This is a genomic window from Exiguobacterium aestuarii (genome assembly GCF_020171655.1).
Lineage (GTDB): Bacteria > Bacillota > Bacilli > Exiguobacteriales > Exiguobacteriaceae > Exiguobacterium > Exiguobacterium aestuarii_A.
The window spans coordinates 1,527,296-1,547,303 of the sequence record NZ_JAIVAC010000001.1 but is presented as its reverse complement, the minus strand read 5'-3'; the positions used below and the strand labels follow the sequence as shown (position 1 = coordinate 1,547,303).

The window sequence follows — 20,008 nt, the reverse complement described above, 5'->3', positions numbered from 1 at the left end:
AATATACCTTTTTTATCCAATAAAAGGTAGTGTCGAAAGACTCATTTTTGTAAGATGATTTACGTTGAATCGGACATGAACCGAAGACGTTTCGACGCCACATAAAGCGAGAGGAAGATGATGAGCATCCCGCTCACGAGCGGCCACATGAGATCTGCTTCTGTCAGGAGCACTTCGCTCGAAAGCGGACCGAGCATCCAAGGCATCCAATCGAGGTCGACCCAACCGATGAGGAGCGACATGACGAAATGGAGGCCGAGCGTCAACACGACCGCGACGACACCACTTTCCAACATCGCGGCGATGAGGAAGAAAATCGATAACTGAACAATGAAATGACAGATGAGGAGTGCGGTCGATATGAGAAAGTCGAGCCAATCGAATGCGTCGAACAAAATGACCGTATAATAGGCGGCTGCCGTTTGTGCGAGCAAGATGCCGCCCACGGTTAATAGGGCGTAATGTCCCCATTTGCTGACGACGATGCGTGACGTCGGGATTTGTAACGACTTGAGCCAGGCGAGGGTCCCGTTCGTCCGTTCGTGGCTGAACGTATGCATCGCAGACAATAAGACGACGAGGAGCCCGATTTGGCGAAGTTGTTCGCTGACAGAGATCAATACTTCTTCCGGTGTCGGTGTCGGGATCTCAATGACGGCACCGTCCGGTAAGTTCCCGCCGGAAGCGAGGATGTCTGGTAAGAAATAAAGCGTGAGCGGCTGCATCGAGGCGAGGAGCATGAGAGCGATCGGAATCCAGATGAGTCGCTTGTTCGCCCACGACTCCCGCCATTCTTGTTTAAAGATTGCCGTGCGCATCAGGCATTCACCTCCAAGAACAAGGACTCGAGTGACGGATGCCCGACGTGTAACGATTGGACGGTGACGTTCAGTTCAAGGATTCGGTTCAAGATCGCACGTTCAGCGATATCCCGGTCCGTCGACTCGAACGTCCACGTCGAGCCATTTTTCGTCACACGACGCACACCGGCTAGCGTATTCCAATCTGTCCCGCTCGTCGGGTCGTCGAAGAGACGTAATTCAATCGTTGATTTCGATCCGAGCAAGTCGGTCACCGTGCCTTCCATCAGTAGTTTACCTTGTCGAAGCAAGAGCACCCAGTCGCTCGCTTCTTCAGCATCCGGGAGGACGTGTGTCGAATAGAGAATCATTCGCTCTCGTTTCAAGTCGCTCAACAAGTCGAGCACTTCCCGTCGACCGCGTGGATCTAAAGCTGAGACCGGCTCGTCGAGTAACAGTAATTCAGGGTCATGGACGAGTGCCTGGGCGATGCCTAGACGCTGACGCATCCCGCCCGATAAGTTCGAGGCTGAACGGTCGACCGGCTCAAGACCGACGCGTTTTAATAGTTGGATAGGATCAACGTGTTTCGTTCCCGTCAATTCAGCAGCGTAGCGAATCGTCTCGACAGGCGTGAGGGACGGATAGAGGGCAGGGCGTTGTGGCAAATAGCCAACCCGAATCTGGTCATGTCCGCTCATATCGCCACTCGTCGGGTCCGTGACTCGGGCGAGCAAGTTCAACAAGGTGGTCTTCCCGGCACCATTTTCTCCGAGTAACGAGGTGCAACCTGGGCGTAGCTCAAAGCTGACATCATCGAGGGCCGTGAATGAACCGAATCGTTTGGTTAACCGTGTGACTTTCATCGCGGCGTCCGTCCCCATAAGAAGTAGATGATCGGGCCGAGAATGTTGATGAAGACGATGACGAGGAGCCATACCCATTTCGGGCCGTTCGTCACGTCTCGTTTGAACAAGTCAATCAAAGCGACGACGAGCAAGATGAGTTGCAGGATGAGGACAGGTAACAGGATGAGAAAAAGTGTATTCGGGTCGTTTGCGATGTCCATAGCGAGAACCTCCTTTGGTAGATAGACTGTCCTTACACATTCTACACGAACAGGGCGTCCCCTGTATGAGACACAAAAAATCCCCATCTCACAAAGAGACGGGGAAGATGAATCATTTAACGATGATGACAGGAGCGAGTGCACGTTTGGCGAGTTTATGACTCACGCTTCCGAGCACGAACTCTTGGAACGTGTTCAAGCCGCGTGACCCGACGACGACATATTCGTATGGTTCGTGGTTCGCATATTTGACAAGCTCGACGTCCGGTTCACCACGGAGTTCGATGTACTCGTAAGGGATGCCTTCTGCTTCCGTCAAATCGAACAACGGTTTGAGCATCTGCTTCCGCTTCGTTTCCAAGTCGATTTTGCCCGTTGAGTTGAGGGCGGCCTCTTTTGATTCTTTCGCACTGATGACATGGACGATGTCAATTGACGCATTGGATGCCTTTGCGAGTTGAATCGCCTTTTCAAGCGCACGTTTCGAGTGGGCAGAACCGTCTGCCGCTAAAAATACCTTTCCCATGAAAACTCCTCCTCTTTCGCACGTTCTACATTTAGTATAGGTGATTTGGTGAAGCGGGGGAATGCCGAATCAATGTCCTGCGTTTCCGTCTTGTTGCTTCAAGTGGAGTGCGAGCGTGTTGAGCAGTTTTTCAGAGTCTTTATTCAAATTGAGAAGTTCAGGTTCAATTCCGACTTCACGGTATTTGAAGACGACCTTATCGATGGCGCCGATGGCCGAGTCATCCCAAAGATGCGTATTCGCAAAATCGATGGTGACCTGGTTGACACCTGCCTCCATGTCTTCTGCCACATCAAACTGGTTGACGAATTCAGATGTCGAGGCGAAGAACAATTGTCCGTTTACCGTATAGTCTACGCGATGCGACGTGACGTGGCGACCGAGGTCGATTTTCGAAATTTTGGCAGCGAACAAAATCGCAGCCGTCAAAATTCCACCGAGCACACCGAGTGACAAGTCGTGCGTGAAGACCGTGACGATGACCGTGACGAGCATGACGACCGTGTCTGACTTTTGAGCGGTACGCATCGCTTTGAGCGAGCCCCAGTCGAACGTCGCATACGATACGAAGAACATGACACCGACGAGCGCGCCGACAGGGATGAGCATAAGCACATCACTGATTGTCATGATCATGATGAAGAGGGCGAGTCCTGCGGTGAATGTCGAGAGACGACCACGCGCACCTGAGGAGACATTAATGACCGATTGACCGATCATCGCGCATCCTGGCATCCCACCGAAGAATCCAGCGATGATGTTCGAAATCCCTTGACCACGCGACTCGCGGTTCTTATTCGAGTCCGTTCCTGTCATGTCATCGACGATTTGGGCCGTCAAGAGCGATTCAATCAAGCCGACGAACGCGAGTGAGATCGAGTACGGCAAGATGATCATGAGTGTCTCAAGCGTGAACGGCACATCCGGGAATAAGAAATCCGGAAGTGTCGCCGAAATCGTGCCCATGTCCCCGATGTTTTTTGTATCGAGTCCTAGCGTGATCGCGAGAATCGTCATCACGACGATGGCGACGAGCGGCGCAGGGATTGCTTTCGTGACACGTGGGAACAAGAAGATGATGGCGAGTGACGCCGCGACGATTGCCCAGATGATCCAGCTTTCCCCTTCAAAGTTTGACAATTGCGCTTGGAAAATCAAAATGGCAAGTGCGTTGACGAAACCGACCATGACGGCACGGGGAATGAATTTCATCAAGCGGGCGATGCCGAGATAACCGAGGACGATTTGAATAATTCCGGTCAAAATACCGGCAGCAAGCAAATACTGCAGACCGTGGTCGGCAACGAGCGAGACGACGACGAGCGCCATCGCACCGGTCGCAGCCGAAATCATGGCCGGACGACCTCCGGCAAACGAGATGACCATGGCGATGATGAATGAGGCATAAAGCCCGACCATCGGGTTGACCCCTGCGATGAGGGAGAAGGCGATGGCTTCCGGGATGAGCGCCAAGGCGACGACGATCCCGGCCAAAATGTCGGCCCGGATATTTCCGAACCATTCGTGTTTCAACGTATTCAATCTTTCCAAAAGAACACACCTTTCTTTATAAAATGATTTGATTTTCGAGTCTCACGAAAATCAAAATAATGGAATCCGTTCATTTTCAACGTGTTTCATCATACCGAATCTAGTCTAAAATGACAATTGCTTCGCGTGAAAAACTATGGTAATTTCATAACGTACAGGTTATATAACAAAAAAGTTATATGAAAGGTAGGGGAGTAGTCATGTATACCGTGGAAGAATTGAGTAAAGTGCTCAAGGTGCTCGGGGACCCGACCCGTTTGACGATGTTGAAACAGATGGAAGCAGGCGAACAGTGCGCCTGTAGTTTCGTCGATTGTTTCGATATTTCGCAACCGGCCATCAGTCGCCATTTGAAGATGTTGCGCCAGGCGGGACTCTTGCTCGAGCGTCGGGACAAACAGTGGATCCATTATCGATTGAACGAGACGAGTCCGTTTTATCCGCTCGTCACTGATTTGTTAGCGAATTTAGAGACGAATGAGCCGAGCTGTGATTGTGAGCCGAATTGTGCCATTTAAGGAGAGATGAAGATGAAACTTGAAGTGTTCGAACCAGCCATGTGTTGTCCGACGGGATTATGCGGACCGTCAATTGACCCTGAACTGACGCGGGTAGCGACAATTCATTATGTATTGAAGCAACGAGGCTTTGATGTGTCGCGCTATAATCTCGCATCGGAACCGAACCGATTTGTCGAGAATACCATCGTTCAAGCTGAAATCATGAACGGGCTCGACATTCTCCCGATGACGCTCGTCGACGGGAAGATTGTGAAGCGGGGCGCCTATTTGACGAATGAAGAGATGGCAGAGTTGACGGGACTACCGATTGCCGCATTCGCCAAACAAGATGGAGAAAAACCGAAAGTTCGAATCTCACTCAAAAAATAAGGAGATGCTCACAGTGAAGCCATTTGATTTTCAGACGATTGAACCGACCCGTTATGTGTTTTTGACCGGGAAAGGTGGCGTCGGGAAGACGTCGACGGCATCGAGTCTCGCCTTAACGCTCGCCAATCGTGGAAAACAGATCTTACTCGTCTCGACCGACCCGGCGAGTAATCTACAAGACGTGTTTGAGATGGAGCTCGATGAGACACCGCGATCCGTCACAGGAACGATGCTCGAAATCGCTAACTTTGACCCGGAACAGGCGGCAAAACAGTATATGGAACGCATGGTCGGTCCGTATCGGGGCGTGTTACCGGATGTTGCCATCCAATCGATGGAAGAACAGTTGTCTGGCGCCTGTACGGTCGAGATTGCGGCGTTCGATCAATTCACGGAGCTGTTGACGTCCGAGGCAGCACGGGAACGATACGACCATGTCATCTTCGATACGGCACCGACTGGGCATACGCTCCGATTACTGACACTACCGAGCGCATGGGATGAATTTTTAGAGACGAATACGACGGGCGCGTCTTGTCTCGGTCCATTGGCTGGTCTTGTGGATAAGCAAGTGCAGTACAAACGAGCCGTCGAGACGCTCATCGATGAAAACGAGACGACGTTATTGCTCGTCGCTCGTCCTGAAAAGTCGACACTCGTCGAAGCGGCGCGAGCCGCGAACGAGCTTCGCGCCATCGGCATCGAGCGAATGCAACTCATCATCAACGGTGTTGTCGAGTCAGGTGAAGGGACAGACCGTTTCACGAAGCGGTTCATCGAACGCCAACAACAAGCACTCGACAATCTCCCGCACGAAATCGCCGATCTTGAGACGTTCACGCTTCCGTATGCATATGAAAATCTCGTCGGGATATCGGCGCTCCAGCGTTTTGTGAGCGGGAAGTCGGTCGTCATCTCGGATGCACGTTATGACACGAGTCGTTTCGGCTCGATCGATCAACTCGTCGACGAAATGGAAGCGGACGGTCCTAGCGTGATCATGACGATGGGGAAAGGTGGCGTCGGGAAGACGACACTCGCCTCGCTTCTTGCTGTCGCGCTTCACGAACGAGGACATGCTGTCCATTTGACGACAACAGACCCGGCCGCTCATGTCGCACTCACAATTGGCGCAGACGTTTCAGATACGTTCACCGTCGATGCCATTGACCCGAAAGCCGAGATTGAGAAGTATCGGACGGATGTGTTCCGGGAAGCAGGGGACATGAACGAAGAGCAGCGCATGATGCTCGAAGAGGACTTGCGCTCACCGTGCACGGAAGAGATTGCCGTCTTCCGCGCCTTTGCCGATCAAGTGGCGAAAGCGAAAGACCGCTTCGTCGTCATCGACACAGCTCCAACTGGACATACACTTCTGTTATTAGATGCGACGGAGAGCTATCATCGCGAACTTGAACGGTCGACCGGAGTCGTTCCGGAAGCGGTCCGAACGTTACTACCGAAGCTGCGTGACCCAAAACAAACGCACGTCATCATCACGACACTGCCTGAGGCGACGCCGGTATATGAAGCGGAGCGTCTCACAGCAGACTTACAACGGGCAGCGATTCAACCGTTCGCTTGGGTCGTCAATCAATCGTTTACGCCACTCGATGTGACGAGTAAGCTCTTGACATCGAAAGTCGCGAGCGAGGCGATTTGGCTAGAGCGCGTGAACAACTATCCGCGTCCGACGGTTCTCGCATGGCAAGAACAACTGCCAGTCGGATACTCGGCGCTATCTCAATTAGGAAAGGAGAAAATACAATGAACATCACAAACGAAGCAATCGATTTTTTGAAGACGGCACTTGAAGAGGAAGAAACGAAATCTGTCCGCATCATCACAGAGGCAGGTTGCTGTGGACCGACGCTCGGTCTAGCCGTGGCGACACCAGAAGAGACAGACGAGGTGAAGCAGTTCGACACGCTCACATTTGCTGTTGCGAAGGAAGCTGAGGCGTTGGCGGAAAACGTGACGCTCGACGTCGAATCGACAGAAGATGGCATCACGCTCGTGTTGCACGGTTTACAACCATCTTGCTAAAAGAATAAATAGAGATTATTGGAGGAACTCATTGTGCAGTGGATTGCTAGTTTAATTTTTTTGGTGACGCTCTTTCTCATCATCAAGCAACCGAAAGGCCTCGGCATCGGTTACTCGGCGATGGGGATGGCCGTCATCGCTCTCCTTTCGGGCGTTGTCAACCTAGATGACGTCGGAACGGTATGGGGCATCATCTGGAACGCGACATTCACGTTTATCGCCGTGATTTTGATCTCACTCATTTTAGATGAGATTGGATTTTTTGAATGGGCCGCTTTACATATGGCACGAATCGCTAAAGGCGGTGGGGTGAAGCTATTTGTCTATATCACCTTACTTGGCGCGCTCGTCGCGGCATTGTTCGCGAACGACGGAGCCGCACTCATTTTGACACCAATCGTTTTAGCGATGGTGCGGGCACTCAAACTGCCGGACGCGGTCGTGTTGGCATATGTCATGGCATCCGGCTTCATCGCCGACACAGCAAGTCTCCCGTTCATCGTCTCGAACTTGGTCAATATCGTCTCGGCTGACTTCTTTGGTATCGGGTTTGCCGAGTATGCGGCGCGGATGGTATTCGTCAACGTGTTCGCAGTCGCAGGTAGTCTGCTCGTCTTGTATCTCTATTTCAAAAAAGACATCCCGAAACAATATGACGCGTCTCAGTTGGCTGAACCAGCGTCAGTCATCAAAGACCATACGATGTTCCGCTTATCGTGGGTCGTACTCGCTTTGCTAGTCATCGGTTACTTCACGAGTGACTTACTCGGAATCCCGGTCTCACTTGTTGCCGGTGTCATCGCCTTGTTCTTCCTCGTGATGGCGAATCGATCATCTGCGGTAGAGACGACTCAAGTCGTAAAAGGTGCACCGTGGGCCATCGTCTTTTTCTCGCTCGGGATGTATATCGTCGTTTACGGTTTACAAAACGCGGGACTGACACAAGTACTCGCCAACTTCATTGATTGGTTTGCAGTGAATGCATTCAGTGCGACGTTCGGGATGGGCTTCTTGGCTGCCATCTTGTCATCGGTCATGAACAACATGCCGACCGTCATGATTGATGCGCTCGCCATCGACTTGACGCATACGACCGGTCAGATTCGGGAAGCGTTAATCTATGCGAACGTCATCGGGTCCGACCTTGGACCGAAGATCACCCCGATTGGATCACTTGCGACGCTTCTTTGGCTCCATGTGCTCCGTACGAAAGGCCTTAAGATCGGATGGGGTGAGTATTTCAAAGTCGGGATCATCTTGACGATTCCGACACTGGCCATCACATTGCTCGGCCTATATATCAGCTTATTACTTTATTAAGGAGTGGGTTATATGAAACTAGTCATCATTGGATCCGTTGCTGCCGGGACATCGGTCGCAGCGAAAGCGCGTCGGAATAACGAGGACGCCCAGATTACGATTTACGACCGTGATTATGATATCTCGTATTCAGGTTGTGGCATTCCGTACTACGTCGGTGGAGAAGTAGAATCACGTGACGATTTGACACCACGTGACGCGGCGTTCTTCAAGAAACGCTACAACATCGACGTCATGACGCGTCATAACGTGACGACGGTCGACAAGGACGCAAAGACGGTGACGGTTGAAAACTTGGAGACGGGTGACACGTTCACGGACGCGTATGACGTCCTCGTCCTCGCAACAGGGGCGACGAGCATCATTCCCCCGATTCCGGGTGTGAAATCGGATAACGTCTTCCCAATCCGAAACATTCAGCACGCTGAAGCGACACGGTCGTTCGTCGATTCGACGAGCCCGAAACATGCGACCATCATCGGTGCCGGCTTCATCGGTTTGGAGATGGCCGAACAGTTGAAGCTACGCGGTGTGGACGTGACAATCATCGAGCGCGTGCCGCAGGTGATGCCACCACTCGATAAAGACATGGCGTGCCGCGTCGAGGAACACCTCGAGAAGAACGGAATCGAACTCATGCTCGGGGAGACAGTGACGGAACTTGTCGGTGATGGACATGTAGAACGTGTCGTCACGGAGAGCGGCAAGACGATCGAAACTGACTTCGTCATCTTATCGGTCGGGGTCCGTCCGAACGTCGAACTTGCGATGAATATGGGAGTTGAACTAGGTGAGACGGGAGCGATTGCCGTCAATGAACGTATGGAAACGAACATCCCGGACGTGTATGCGGCCGGAGACGTCGCGGAGAGCTTCTCCATCGTGACGGGGAAACCAATCTGGCGCCCGCTCGGTTCGACAGCGAACAAGATGGGGCGGACCGCTGGGGACGTGATCACGGGCGGTCATCTCGAGCATCGCGGTATTCTCGGAACGGGTATCTTCAAAGTGTTCGGACTTTCTGTGGCGCAAACAGGTCTTTCCGAGAAGGAAGCACGCGAACACGGATATGACATCGAAGTGCTCCACAACACAAAACCGGATAAGCCTGCCTATATGGGTGGAAAAGACATGACAATCAAAGCGGTCGCAGACCGTTCGACGCGTCAATTGCTCGGCATTCAAATCGTCGGGTTCGAAGGAGTCGACAAACGAATCGACGTCTTCGTCACGGCCATCACACTGAAGGCGAAAGTGGATGACTTGTTCCACCTCGACCTCGCATACGCACCGCCATTCTCGACGACGAAAGATCCGGTCATGTATACAGGGATGGTCCTTTCGAACAGTATCGACAAGGCGGCACGACTCATCACACCAGCCGAGCTGCAGACACGAATCGATGCAGGGGAAGACATGCAAATCATTGATACGCGGAAAGCAGCACAGTTCGAGAAAGCGTGTGTCGATTGTGCGGTCAACGTCCCACTCGGCAATTTGCGGGAAGCGGCGAAAGAGATGGACAAGAACAAGCCGACAGTCGTCTATTGTAACGGCGGGGTGACAGGGAACGCGGCGCAAAACGTGCTTCGTAACCTCGGATTCACCGACGTCTACAACTTGTCAGGCGGGAATAAGAACTATCAGTTGTTCAAAAAATACGGGAACTGAATAAGGCGGCGTCCATTGCGGGCGTCGTTTTTTGATATGCTGAAACGTGAGGTGAGTCGTATGAATTATAAGATGCTACATGAAAAGTTTGAACGTCGGAAGAAGTGGTTGATTTTTGATAAAGAAGAGGTCGTCCGTCGCGTGATGGTGCGCTATAAGGCAAGAATCATCCCGAAGACGGACATCATGGATTTGGTAAACGACGATCAACTCTCGTATGAACATATCTTTTGTTGCTTAACGATTGATGACCCAAGAATACTCGAGAAAATCTTCACGGCGAAAGAGAGAAAAGACCATCAGTGGGAGATTGATGACAACGCAAGACGTGGGACGGTGTATAAGCATAAGGACGAAGAACACCGGCGATACAACCAGCTGATCATCGATGAACAGGAAGGACGTCGACTCGACATCGTCTTCGAGAGCAAGGATGGAAAGTATGTGACCGGCTTTTTGACGAGATACATGTCGGAGCAAGTCGGCTCTTATATTTTTGCGCATGTCGGAGGCGCCAAGTTCACAGGTCTCGTGCCACGTTCGCTTTTGCCAGCCGATTTGACAGACGAAGAAATCAAGATAAGCTATCGGTGGTATTTGGAGTCACTCGAGGAATGGAATAAGCTCTGACGGATTCCGCGATGATAATCGGCATCCGTCTTTTTAGTTCATTGTCCTTAGACAATCTGTAAGAAGAATGATGCCAATTGACCCTTTTCTAAAATAACGTTGCTTCGCTAAAGGAAACCGTTTACAATTTTTGTGTAAGCGTTTTCTCAAAATAGTGCTACAAGGAGGGACCCTCATGGTCAAAAAGCAATGGAAACCCGTATGGGCAGTTGTGCTAACGTTTGCACTAATTCTGTCAATGTTTCCGATGCCGACGTCCGCTTTGGATAAAGGGAAGTCGACACTCGTCGTCGTCCATTATCAAGAGGCGCCGGATAACGAAAAGGATTGGAACTTATGGCTTTGGGCGAATGGCCCAGATTACTTCCCGAACAAAGGCTTCACATTTAATGGGGAAGATGCATTCGGAAAGGTGGCGGCTTACGAATTCCCGGTCGATTCACCTGAAAAAATTGGTCTCATCGTTCGAACGGACAACTGGGACAAAGATAAAGGGTCAGAGAACGACCGCTTCATCACGAGCGACATGATTCAAAATGGTGTCGCAGAAGTGTGGATCAAGTCAGGTGATCCGCAGATTTATACGTCGAACCCGGACGGGGAGACGGCTTCAACGGAGATTGATATGAAAGTTCACTATTTCCGTTACGACAATACATACACGGACTGGGGCCTATGGGCTTGGCCAGACGGTGGGGACGGTCAGAGCATCGCGTTTGACGAGACGGATGCATTCGGTGGCGTGGCGAACGTCAAGCTCGCCAACCCAGAGTCGAAAAAACTTATGGGCTTAATCACGAAAAAAGGAGAATGGACGGAGAAAGATGGGGAAGACCGTTTCGTTCTTGGTTCAGCGAAAGAAATTTGGCTCGTTGAAGGCGATTCGACGATTTACTATTCAGAGCCTGAAATCGATCGCTCACCGAAACTCGTCTCATTCTCAGCGGACACGTTCCGTCAAGCAACACTCACGACGAACCGCGTCATTACGGATGCGTTCATCGATGAAGTGACGGTAGATGGTGCAACTGTCGCTGCCATCACAAAGGCTGGTGACAAGTCAGTCACAATCGAATTCAAAGAAGATATCGATTTAGCAAAAGTCATCAAAGCCTCACATCCTGAGTTTGGTGAACAGACGCTTCAAGCAGGAAAAGTACTTCGTTCAAAAGAGTTTGATGCGAAGTATGCCTATAATGGAAAACTCGGCATCACGTACCAAAAATCAAAAACTCAATTTGTTCTTTGGGCACCGACAGCTCAGCAAGTCGAGCTCGAGCTATGGAACATGCCGAAAGACCGACCAGCGAATGACAAAGACTTGAAAAAAGTCATTCAAATGAAACGTGGGGAACGTGGCACGTGGGTGGCTGAAGTACGCGGCGACCTCGACGGTGTCGGGTATACGTATCAAGTGACACATGCGACAGGGAAAGTCCGTGCGGTCGATCCGTATGCGACAGCTGTCGGTGTAAATGGTGACCAAGGGGTCATCGTCGACTTGAAAGAAACAGATCCGAAACGTTGGAACTCGATGAAGCCGAAATTGAAAAACGCGACGGACGCCATCATCTATGAGACACACGTCCGCGACTTCTCAATTTTTGATGTCACATCGAACACATACGATTCAGGAATCCGCCATAAAGGCAAATACCTCGGTGTCGTTCAACCAGGAACTCGCTTGATTGAGAACGGGAAAAAGACAGCGACGAAGACGGGACTCGACCACGTCAAAGACCTTGGCGTGACACACGTCCAGTTCATTCCGGTCTATGACTACAACACGGCTTCTGTCGACGAAACGAACCCGACGGCAACATACAACTGGGGCTACGACCCGAAAAACTACAACGCACCAGAAGGATCGTATTCGACGAATCCGTACGATGCCAAAGTGCGGATCAGTCAGATGAAAGAAATGATTCAAGGGCTACATGACAACAACTTACGTGCCGTCATGGACGTTGTCTACAACCACATGTTCGACGCGCAAGCATCTAACCTTCACAAAATCGTACCGGGTTACTACTACCGTTATACGGCAGGTGGCGACTTCGCAAACGGAACAGGTGTCGGGAACGATACAGCGTCTGAGCGTGCGATGATGCAAAAACTCATTGTCGATTCAGTCGTCTACTGGGCAAAAGAATACCATTGGGACGGCTTCCGCTTCGACTTGATGGGAATCCACGATGTCGATACGATGAACAAAGTTCGTGCGGAATTGAATAAAGTCGACAAATCGATTCTCGTCTTTGGTGAAGGCTGGGATCTCGGCACGCCACTTGACGCCGAACTCAAAGCGAACCAAAAGAACGCCTACGACATGCCTGGTGTTGCTCACTTTAATGACAACATCCGTGATGGATTGAAAGGTAGCGTCTTCTACGATGAGGACAATGGCTTCATCAACGGAAAAGAAGGTATGGAGAACCGCGTGAAGACAGGAATCGTCGGTGAAATCACGTATAACGACATGATCAAAGGCTTCACGAAAGAGCCGACGCAAGCGATCACATATGTCGAAGCACACGACAATCATACGCTTTGGGACAAGTTAGAATTGACGAATCCGGAAGCTTCTGAAGAAGTGCGTACCGACATGCATCGTCTCGCTTCAAGCATTTTGTTGACGAGCCAAGGTACGACATTCCTTCACGCTGGCCAGGAGTTCATGCGTACGAAAGACGGCGACCATAACTCGTACAAATCACCGGACTCAATCAACCAGCTCGACTGGAAACGGGCAGCCGACCGTAAGGCGGATGTCCAATACATGAAAGGCTTGATTGAGATGCGCAAAGCCAACCCTGGACTCCGCATGACGAAAGCGACTGATGTGAAGCGCTTCTTGAAATTCTACAAGTCTGAGGCGAACGTCATCACGTACTTGATTGATGAAGACGCACCAGGACAAAAGAACGACTTGTACATCACACATAACGCAAACCCGAACGCTGTATCCGTGAAACTTCCAAAAGGAACGTGGAACGTGATTGTCGACGGGGACCGCGCTGGAACGAAGACGATCAAACGTACGACTGGCAGAGTCACAGTCCCTGCATACCATACGTTTGTCCTCGAGCGTAACTAATTCATTGACCCCACTTGCAAACAAGTGGGGTTTTCTTATGGCACAATTATGGGTAATTGGTAATTAATGTTTTAAAACTAGTCTTTTTGTATGAACGCGAGAGTTTACGTTTGGAATTTCCATCTCTTTCGAAAGGAGAGATTGTATGGCGATTTTCAAGAAGTGGATTCACCGCGTCAATGGAGACGACACAGAGATGCTTTCTAAAGGAACAATCCCCGCATTTCATGTGGACTCCCTATTGATTGAGCAATATCCTGATGCCATCTACGTACTCGATACAAATGGTCACTTGATTGATTCAAACGAAAAGATGGGACTTTTGTTTGACGATCTCGGCCTTTCCCCGGCGGAGTCAGAAGAGTTTGCACCTTATCACCGGCAAGCGTTAGTCGGGGAAACGGTTCATTTTGAACTAGTCAAAACATATGAAGGGAAAAAACGTAAACTTGCGGTCACATGTACCCCTCTCTATAAAAATCAACTCATTCAAGGCGTATATGGGATTGTAAAAGACATGAGCGCGGAATGGGAGACGCAAAATCGTTATGCAATCATGAAAGTAGGACGTGAATTGCTTGAACAAGTGCCGGGCCTCATGATGATCGAGGCACATCTTGGTGAGGGTACGTTTTCTTTCTCTTCTCAAGTGTCATCATTCCTCGGCCTTTCGAGACGACGTTTGAAGGACATGACGTTGAACGAAATTCGTGAAATTGTCCATTCTGATGACTGGGAACAACTTACACAAGCAATTCGAACATTGCGAACAGCCGTGGAAGGGGCAGACTTCGCGATTGAGATTCGTCTTCTTCATCAGGTGACACGTGAAGAATTACCTGTAACGATACGAGGTGCCCTGTCTCGCGAACGGAATGTGTTCACGTACGTTCTTTTTTCGACGAAAGACCAACAACGCATCGAGCATGAATTGACCGATAAAGATGAACTGTTGCGTCGCGTATGCGAGGCTTCGGACACGGCGATTTGTGATTATAGTTATGATACGCGCTCAATCGAGTTTGCGACAGGACAGTTTCAATCCATCTTCGGTTACACGGTAAAGCAGTTCAATGCCCACCCGGATTATTGGAAAGTTGTCATCAATCAGGATGACTTGGAAAAGGTTAATCGCGCAAATGAGAAAACCCGTCATGAGACCCCGGTTCAGCTTGAATATCGGATTTTTGTCGGAAAGAAGCAGAAATGGATTCAGGAGTTCCGTCAGCATCTGTATGACGAGACGGGACGTGTGCGTGGGTTTCAGGCGTTGATTCGCGATTTGACCGAAGTAAGGGAACAGGAAGCGAAAGTCCTTCGACTGATTGAATTCGACCCGATGACGAATCTTCCGAACCGCGAGACGATGTTTCAGTCCATCACTCGATTGATTCAGACGGAGCTCGCATTCGTCCTATTCACGGTCACGTTCAATCGAATTGGGGACATCAATCGAGCTTTCGGTTATGAATATGGCGATGAATGGCGAATTCAAACGGGTCATCGCTTGCTCCAGAGTGTGCCGGACGAAGCAGTCGTCGGTCATTTGGACGGGGATACGTATCTCGTCATCATGCCGGGTCATCACGAGGATGAACAGTTGTTTCAAATCGGGAAGCGACTCACGACTTTATCCAAATACTGTTTTCAACTCGAACCGTATTCCGTGTACCCGAATATGCAAATCGGGGTCAGTCGCTATCCGAACGACGCGGATGACGAGACGACACTCATTCGCCGTAGTTATATGGCTATGGGGCGAGCGGGGAAGTCGGGTGCGGCTCCCATTTCGTTGTATGCCTCGCACATGAATCTCGATGAGTTGAAGCGGTTCGAATTGTTGCGTGACTTGCCGAACGCCATTGATCGAAATGAATTCTATCTCTTATATCAACCGAAAGTGAATGCGTGGACGGGAGAAATCACGGGAGCGGAGGCGTTGATGCGGTGGGATCACCCGACATGGGGTGTGGTGTCCCCGCTCGACTTCATCCCACTCGCTGAAGAGAGCAATCTGTTCATTCGATTGACGGACTATTTGATTGATGAGGTGTTTCGCTATTTGGCGACGTTACCGAAAAAGGTCCCCATCTCGTTGAACGTCTCCCCGAAGTACTTGTATCACGAGCAGTTGCTGCATACGTTTGAAGGAGCAAGTCTGCGACATGATGTCCCGTTAGATTGGATTGAAATTGAGGTGGCCGAGACGTCACAACTAGATGAAACGCACCATATCATGAACGTCTTTTCTTCACTGAAAGCACTCGGGATTCAGCTCGCACTCGACGACTTCGGGAAAGGGTACTCATCACTTGCCTATTTGCAACAATTCCAAGTCAACACGATCAAGATTGACCGGATTTTCGGTCACGGCGTATCCGAGAACAAGCAAGCCCGCGCCATCATTCATAGTCTTGTCGTCTTGGCAAAAGAATTTGATCTCGAAGTCGTCGTGGAAGGTATCGAACAGATGGATGATTTATTGCTATTGCGTCAACTCGGATGCAAAACGATTCAAGGGTATCTGTTCAGTCCACCTGTCCGTGGAGAGGTGTTCGAGAAGATGATGCATACCGGGAAACTGCTCGCCGACCCGCTCGATGACCACGAGATGGCGTCAAATCGCTACATTCAAGCGGGAATCACCATCACGACGATTCGCGAGCAACCCGTATCGGTCGGAATCTCTTCGATTGTGTTGACATCGCGTTCAGACCAGCATCTTCATTTTTACGCTGCGCTCCGTCTTCCTTTAGATGGCGAGGTTGAGTTCATCATTCGTTTCGCGTCTGGAGCGGATTTACCCGTTCGCTTGCGTCGGATGACGGAAGTGACGAATGGAGTTTACCAATACGCCGCTGCATACGAATCGAGCCTGATGATTGAGACGCAACTCACTTCCCTTGAAACGGAAGTGACGGGGAACGAAGGAATCACCGATTACATGCAACTCGTTCATCAAGCAGATGGCTCGTGATGAAGTAACCTGTCACGTACGAGGACGGATAGTTGAAACGAAGGTCTCCTTTTCTCTAAGATGGAGAAGAGAGAACAAATGAGGAGACTTAAGACATGAATTTGTATGAACAAGCGAGCGAGTGGATGCGACAGTGGCAAGATGACCCTTCCGAACGTTTGCGAGAAATCGAACAAGAAATTGAACGCACGGGTACGTATTCGTTGACGACGGAGGAGTTGTGTGAAGGCGCAAAAGTGGCATGGCGGAACTCAAACCGTTGCATCGGACGATTGTTTTGGCAGACGCTTCATGTGATCGATGCCCGGGATGCGAAAACGTTTGATGACGTCTACGCTCGGCTTGTGGAGCATCTTCATTTCGCCACAAACGGTGGAAAAATCCGCTCGACGATGACGGTCCTTCCGAACAAGTTCAAACTGTTGAACACGCAATTGATTCGGTATGCCGGATATGAGACACCGGAAGGAATCATCGGGGACCCGATGTCCGTGGCGATGACGAAACGGGCAGAACAACTCGGATGGGTCGGGACCGGCACGCCGTTTGATAAGTTACCGCTCATGATTACGGACGGTCAGGACGTTCGTCTATATGACTTGCCGAGTGATGCCGTGCTCGAAGTCGACATCGTTCACGAGGAGTTTGACTTGTTTGATGGTCGCCCGATTAAATGGCATGCCATTCCGGCTATCGCTGACATGGAACTTGAAATCGGCGGTCTCCGTTTTACGTCAGTGCCGTTCAACGGATGGTATATGGAGACAGAAATCGGTGCGCGTAACTTAGCAGACACGGATCGCTACGACTTGTTGCCGCTCGTCGGCCGCTCACTCGGGCTTGATACGTCGAAAGAGCGCTCGCTCTGGCGGGACCGCGCGCTCGTTGAATTGAATATCGCCGTCCTCCAGTCGTTCGAGCGGGCGGGTGTCACGATCGTTGATCATCATACCGCCGCCAAACAGTTCAAACGATTCGAAAAGAATGAACGGGAAGCGGGGCGTGACGTCACAGGGCAGTGGAGCTGGCTCATCCCGCCTCTATCGCCTGCGACGACGCACGTCTTCCATGAACATTATGACAACATCATCAAGACGCCGAACTTGTTCGCACGAAGCGGATGTCCGTTCTCTGGGTTTCGTCAGCCGGTAAAAGAGGAAATAAAAGGCTAGAACCGAGAGAAAGGATGATTGCTGTGGCAGTCCCACTTTGGAAACGAGCCGTCGCCGGTCAAATCGACCAAGTCGTCTTTCAGACGCCGGCCAAATTGATTGAAAAGGCCATCCGTAAAAAGGTATGGCCCGACAAGGAAGTGAAGCGGTATTACTTACCGACCGTTGTGACGATGGCCGGAGAGGTTTACTGTATGCTGTACCAAAACGGTCAGACACTCGGAGACCGAGTCGTCGGAATTAAAGTCGTGAGTGCGGACGGACGCCCACTCTCCTTTGAGCAGGTCATCAAACGAACGCTTTATAAAGACGTTGTTTATCCAGCGACGCTTGGGATCCCACTCATTCGAGCGCTTCAACAGATGAAGTCGAATAAAGACCTCGAACTGCCGCATGACGAATTCGCCCACACGAAATTGATTTCGACAAAGTGAAAAGAAGCAGGGCGACCGCGTGTCGCTCTGTTTTTTCGTCTCATTCGGTCGGCTAGGAATCGGGATAGAAAATAAGGTATAATGAGGTTGGATCAAAATGAACGACCATTGGAGGCTTTTTAGTTATGACAAAAATCGCATGGATTACCGACAGTATGGCCAACTTCTCACAAGAAGAGGCATCACGTCTCGGTGTCGATATCGTCCCGATTCAATTGATTGTGGATGGCAACGGCTATAGTGAAACAAATCTCTCGCTTGAAGACTTGCATCGGTATATGATTGACCAAAAGAAAGAAGCGAAGACGTCACAACCGATTTTCGGAGATTTCATCGGCCGCTACGAACGCTTGAAAGAAGAAGGATATGACTGCGCCATTGCCGTCCACTGTTCAAACGGATTGAGCAGCACGGCGAAAAACTCAAAAGCAGCGGCAGAGGCGGCTGACTTCAAAGTGTATACGATCGACTCGCACGCTGCGCTCGAAGCGCAACAAGAGCTCGTTCGAATCGGAAAAGCTGCTGAACAAGAAGGCAAATCCGTCGAAGAGATTGTCGCATTGCTTGAAGCATGGCGCGATAAGAAAAACTTCTTCATGATTATCGGAAACATGGAAACGATGCGCCGCGGCGGTCGCGTTTCTTCGGGTGAGCTGTTCCTTGCGAACATCTTGAACATTAAACCGATTATCACGCTCGATGAGACAGGGAAAGTCATCCCGTTCAAAAAAGCGCGCTCGTTGAAGAAAGCCTATGCGGAAATGGTCGGTGAACTCGAACGTCGCCACGCGGAGAACGGTGTGAAGGATAACCGGGTGTTCGTCCAGACGGCACTCGCACCGAAGATGCAAGACGACCTTGTCACGCTCATCGAGTCAAAATTACCAGGTCTTGAAGTGGTACGGACACGATTCTGTCCATCGATCGCGGTACATGCCGGGTTTGAGACGGTCGGTGTCTTGTGGCTCGACGCTTAATCAATAGGAGGAATGTAAGATGGAAGCAATGACAACCTTGACTGGATTGAATGAACGGATTGCGAGCACGGAACAACTGCTCGTCTACGTGTCACATCCGGGATGCAGTGTCTGTCATGCGCTGAAACCTCAAATCGAAGAGATGCTTCATCAATTTCCTGACATCGAGGCGGTCGCGGTGGATTCGGACGAAGTCCCGGAAGTTGCGGGATCCTTCTCCATTTTCACGGTGCCGGTCGTCCTCTTTTTCATCAATGGGAAAGAGATGCTACGCCGGGCGCGATTCGTCCCGATCGGTGAATTGACGCATCAACTCGAACGCATGCAAGAAATGAGACAAGCCTAAAATCAACCCATCATCCGAATTAGAGGATGATGGGTTTTTTTCGTATCTTAACGGGTAAAGACCCGCAAACACATAAGGGGTGATTCGATGCGAGGCAAACAATACGTGGGAGAATCGATTGATGTGTACTACGATGTGTCGCTCTGCGTACATGCGGCAGAATGTGTCCGTGGGCTACCGGAAGTGTTTGATACGAAACGAAAACCGTGGATTTTACCGGATGGTGCCGAGGCGCCAGATGTCGCGACGGTGATTGAACGTTGTCCGAGCGGTGCCCTCCAATTCGTCCGAAAAGACGGAGGGGATGCGGAGGCACCAGATGTACCGACATCCGTAAAATTGAACGATTGGCAACAAATCGAAGTGCGGGGTGACCTTCAGATCGATCAAGGCGATGAGGTCATTTCGACTTACCGAGCGACACTATGTGGATGCGGGCAATCTGGGAAACGTCCGATTTGTGACCATAGTGGTGCGTGTAAAGGATGAGAGGATGATAGGG

Annotated in this window: 19 protein-coding genes; 14 read left to right on the top strand and 5 right to left on the bottom strand. The window is 50.6% G+C overall.

Annotation, left to right across the window (positions count from 1 at the left end):
* Positions 1-59 precede the first annotated feature (59 nt).
* The 5 genes from LCM29_RS08110 to LCM29_RS08090 form a co-directional block, all read right to left on the bottom strand.
* Positions 60-818: an ABC transporter permease gene (locus tag LCM29_RS08110; protein WP_224861904.1), complete on the bottom strand. Its 759-nt coding sequence runs from the start codon at positions 816-818 to the stop codon at positions 60-62.
* Complete coding sequence (locus LCM29_RS08105) at positions 818-1,666, bottom strand: ABC transporter ATP-binding protein (RefSeq protein ID WP_224861902.1); 849 nt, start codon at positions 1,664-1,666, stop codon at positions 818-820. Before LCM29_RS08105 ends, LCM29_RS08110 begins: the two co-directional genes overlap by 1 nt.
* Positions 1,663-1,869: a PLD nuclease N-terminal domain-containing protein gene (locus LCM29_RS08100; protein WP_214683707.1), complete on the bottom strand. Its 207-nt coding sequence runs from the start codon at positions 1,867-1,869 to the stop codon at positions 1,663-1,665. Before LCM29_RS08100 ends, LCM29_RS08105 begins: the two co-directional genes overlap by 4 nt.
* Positions 1,870-1,981: 112 nt before the next feature.
* A complete protein-coding gene (locus LCM29_RS08095; protein WP_214693889.1) occupies positions 1,982-2,395 on the bottom strand; it encodes a universal stress protein in 414 nt (137 codons plus the stop codon).
* A gap of 69 nt (positions 2,396-2,464) precedes the next feature.
* Positions 2,465-3,946 (bottom strand): SulP family inorganic anion transporter, encoded by a 1,482-nt coding sequence (locus LCM29_RS08090; RefSeq protein WP_224861900.1) that lies wholly within the window; start codon positions 3,944-3,946, stop codon positions 2,465-2,467.
* Positions 3,947-4,146: 200 nt separating this feature from the next.
* On the opposite strand from LCM29_RS08090, the gene LCM29_RS08085 reads away from it, so the two are divergent.
* From LCM29_RS08085 to LCM29_RS08020, 14 genes are all read left to right on the top strand, one after another.
* The gene (locus tag LCM29_RS08085; protein ID WP_214784151.1) at positions 4,147-4,464 is read left to right on the top strand and encodes an ArsR/SmtB family transcription factor; all 318 of its coding nucleotides are present in this window, start codon (positions 4,147-4,149) and stop codon (positions 4,462-4,464) included.
* A 12-nt stretch (positions 4,465-4,476) separates the two neighbouring features.
* Positions 4,477-4,836 (top strand): arsenite efflux transporter metallochaperone ArsD, encoded by a 360-nt coding sequence (gene arsD, locus LCM29_RS08080; protein WP_412093972.1) that lies wholly within the window; start codon positions 4,477-4,479, stop codon positions 4,834-4,836.
* 4 nt (positions 4,837-4,840) lie between these two features.
* A complete protein-coding gene (arsA, locus tag LCM29_RS08075; protein WP_224861895.1) occupies positions 4,841-6,607 on the top strand; it encodes an arsenical pump-driving ATPase in 1,767 nt (588 codons plus the stop codon).
* Positions 6,604-6,882: a Fe-S cluster assembly protein HesB gene (locus LCM29_RS08070; protein WP_074036419.1), complete on the top strand. Its 279-nt coding sequence runs from the start codon at positions 6,604-6,606 to the stop codon at positions 6,880-6,882. Before arsA ends, LCM29_RS08070 begins: the two co-directional genes overlap by 4 nt.
* A 33-nt stretch (positions 6,883-6,915) precedes the next feature.
* Positions 6,916-8,202 (top strand): arsenic transporter, encoded by a 1,287-nt coding sequence (locus LCM29_RS08065; protein ID WP_224861893.1) that lies wholly within the window; start codon positions 6,916-6,918, stop codon positions 8,200-8,202.
* 12 nt (positions 8,203-8,214) lie between these two features.
* On the top strand, positions 8,215-9,873 hold the full coding sequence (locus LCM29_RS08060; RefSeq protein WP_224861891.1) for an FAD-dependent oxidoreductase: 1,659 nt from the start codon (positions 8,215-8,217) through the stop codon (positions 9,871-9,873).
* A 60-nt stretch (positions 9,874-9,933) separates the two neighbouring features.
* The gene (locus LCM29_RS08055) at positions 9,934-10,503 is read left to right on the top strand and encodes a hypothetical protein (protein WP_224861889.1); all 570 of its coding nucleotides are present in this window, start codon (positions 9,934-9,936) and stop codon (positions 10,501-10,503) included.
* Positions 10,504-10,678: 175 nt separating this feature from the next.
* Positions 10,679-13,600, top strand: coding sequence for a type I pullulanase (pulA, locus tag LCM29_RS08050; RefSeq protein WP_224861887.1), 2,922 nt, complete (start codon positions 10,679-10,681; stop codon positions 13,598-13,600).
* Positions 13,601-13,745: 145 nt separating this feature from the next.
* On the top strand, positions 13,746-16,577 hold the full coding sequence (locus LCM29_RS08045) for an EAL domain-containing protein (RefSeq protein ID WP_224861885.1): 2,832 nt from the start codon (positions 13,746-13,748) through the stop codon (positions 16,575-16,577).
* Positions 16,578-16,672: 95 nt separating this feature from the next.
* Positions 16,673-17,749, top strand: coding sequence for a nitric oxide synthase oxygenase (locus LCM29_RS08040; RefSeq protein ID WP_214874727.1), 1,077 nt, complete (start codon positions 16,673-16,675; stop codon positions 17,747-17,749).
* Positions 17,750-17,763: 14 nt separating this feature from the next.
* The gene (locus LCM29_RS08035; RefSeq protein ID WP_224861883.1) at positions 17,764-18,183 is read left to right on the top strand and encodes an RDD family protein; all 420 of its coding nucleotides are present in this window, start codon (positions 17,764-17,766) and stop codon (positions 18,181-18,183) included.
* A 125-nt stretch (positions 18,184-18,308) separates the two neighbouring features.
* Positions 18,309-19,160 (top strand): DegV family protein, encoded by an 852-nt coding sequence (locus LCM29_RS08030; RefSeq protein WP_214874724.1) that lies wholly within the window; start codon positions 18,309-18,311, stop codon positions 19,158-19,160.
* A gap of 19 nt (positions 19,161-19,179) precedes the next feature.
* The gene (locus LCM29_RS08025) at positions 19,180-19,506 is read left to right on the top strand and encodes a thioredoxin family protein (RefSeq protein ID WP_074036441.1); all 327 of its coding nucleotides are present in this window, start codon (positions 19,180-19,182) and stop codon (positions 19,504-19,506) included.
* Between the two features lie 87 nt (positions 19,507-19,593).
* Entirely contained in the window at positions 19,594-19,995 is a 402-nt protein-coding gene (locus LCM29_RS08020) for a (4Fe-4S)-binding protein (protein ID WP_224861881.1), read from the top strand.
* Positions 19,996-20,008 lie beyond the last annotated feature (13 nt).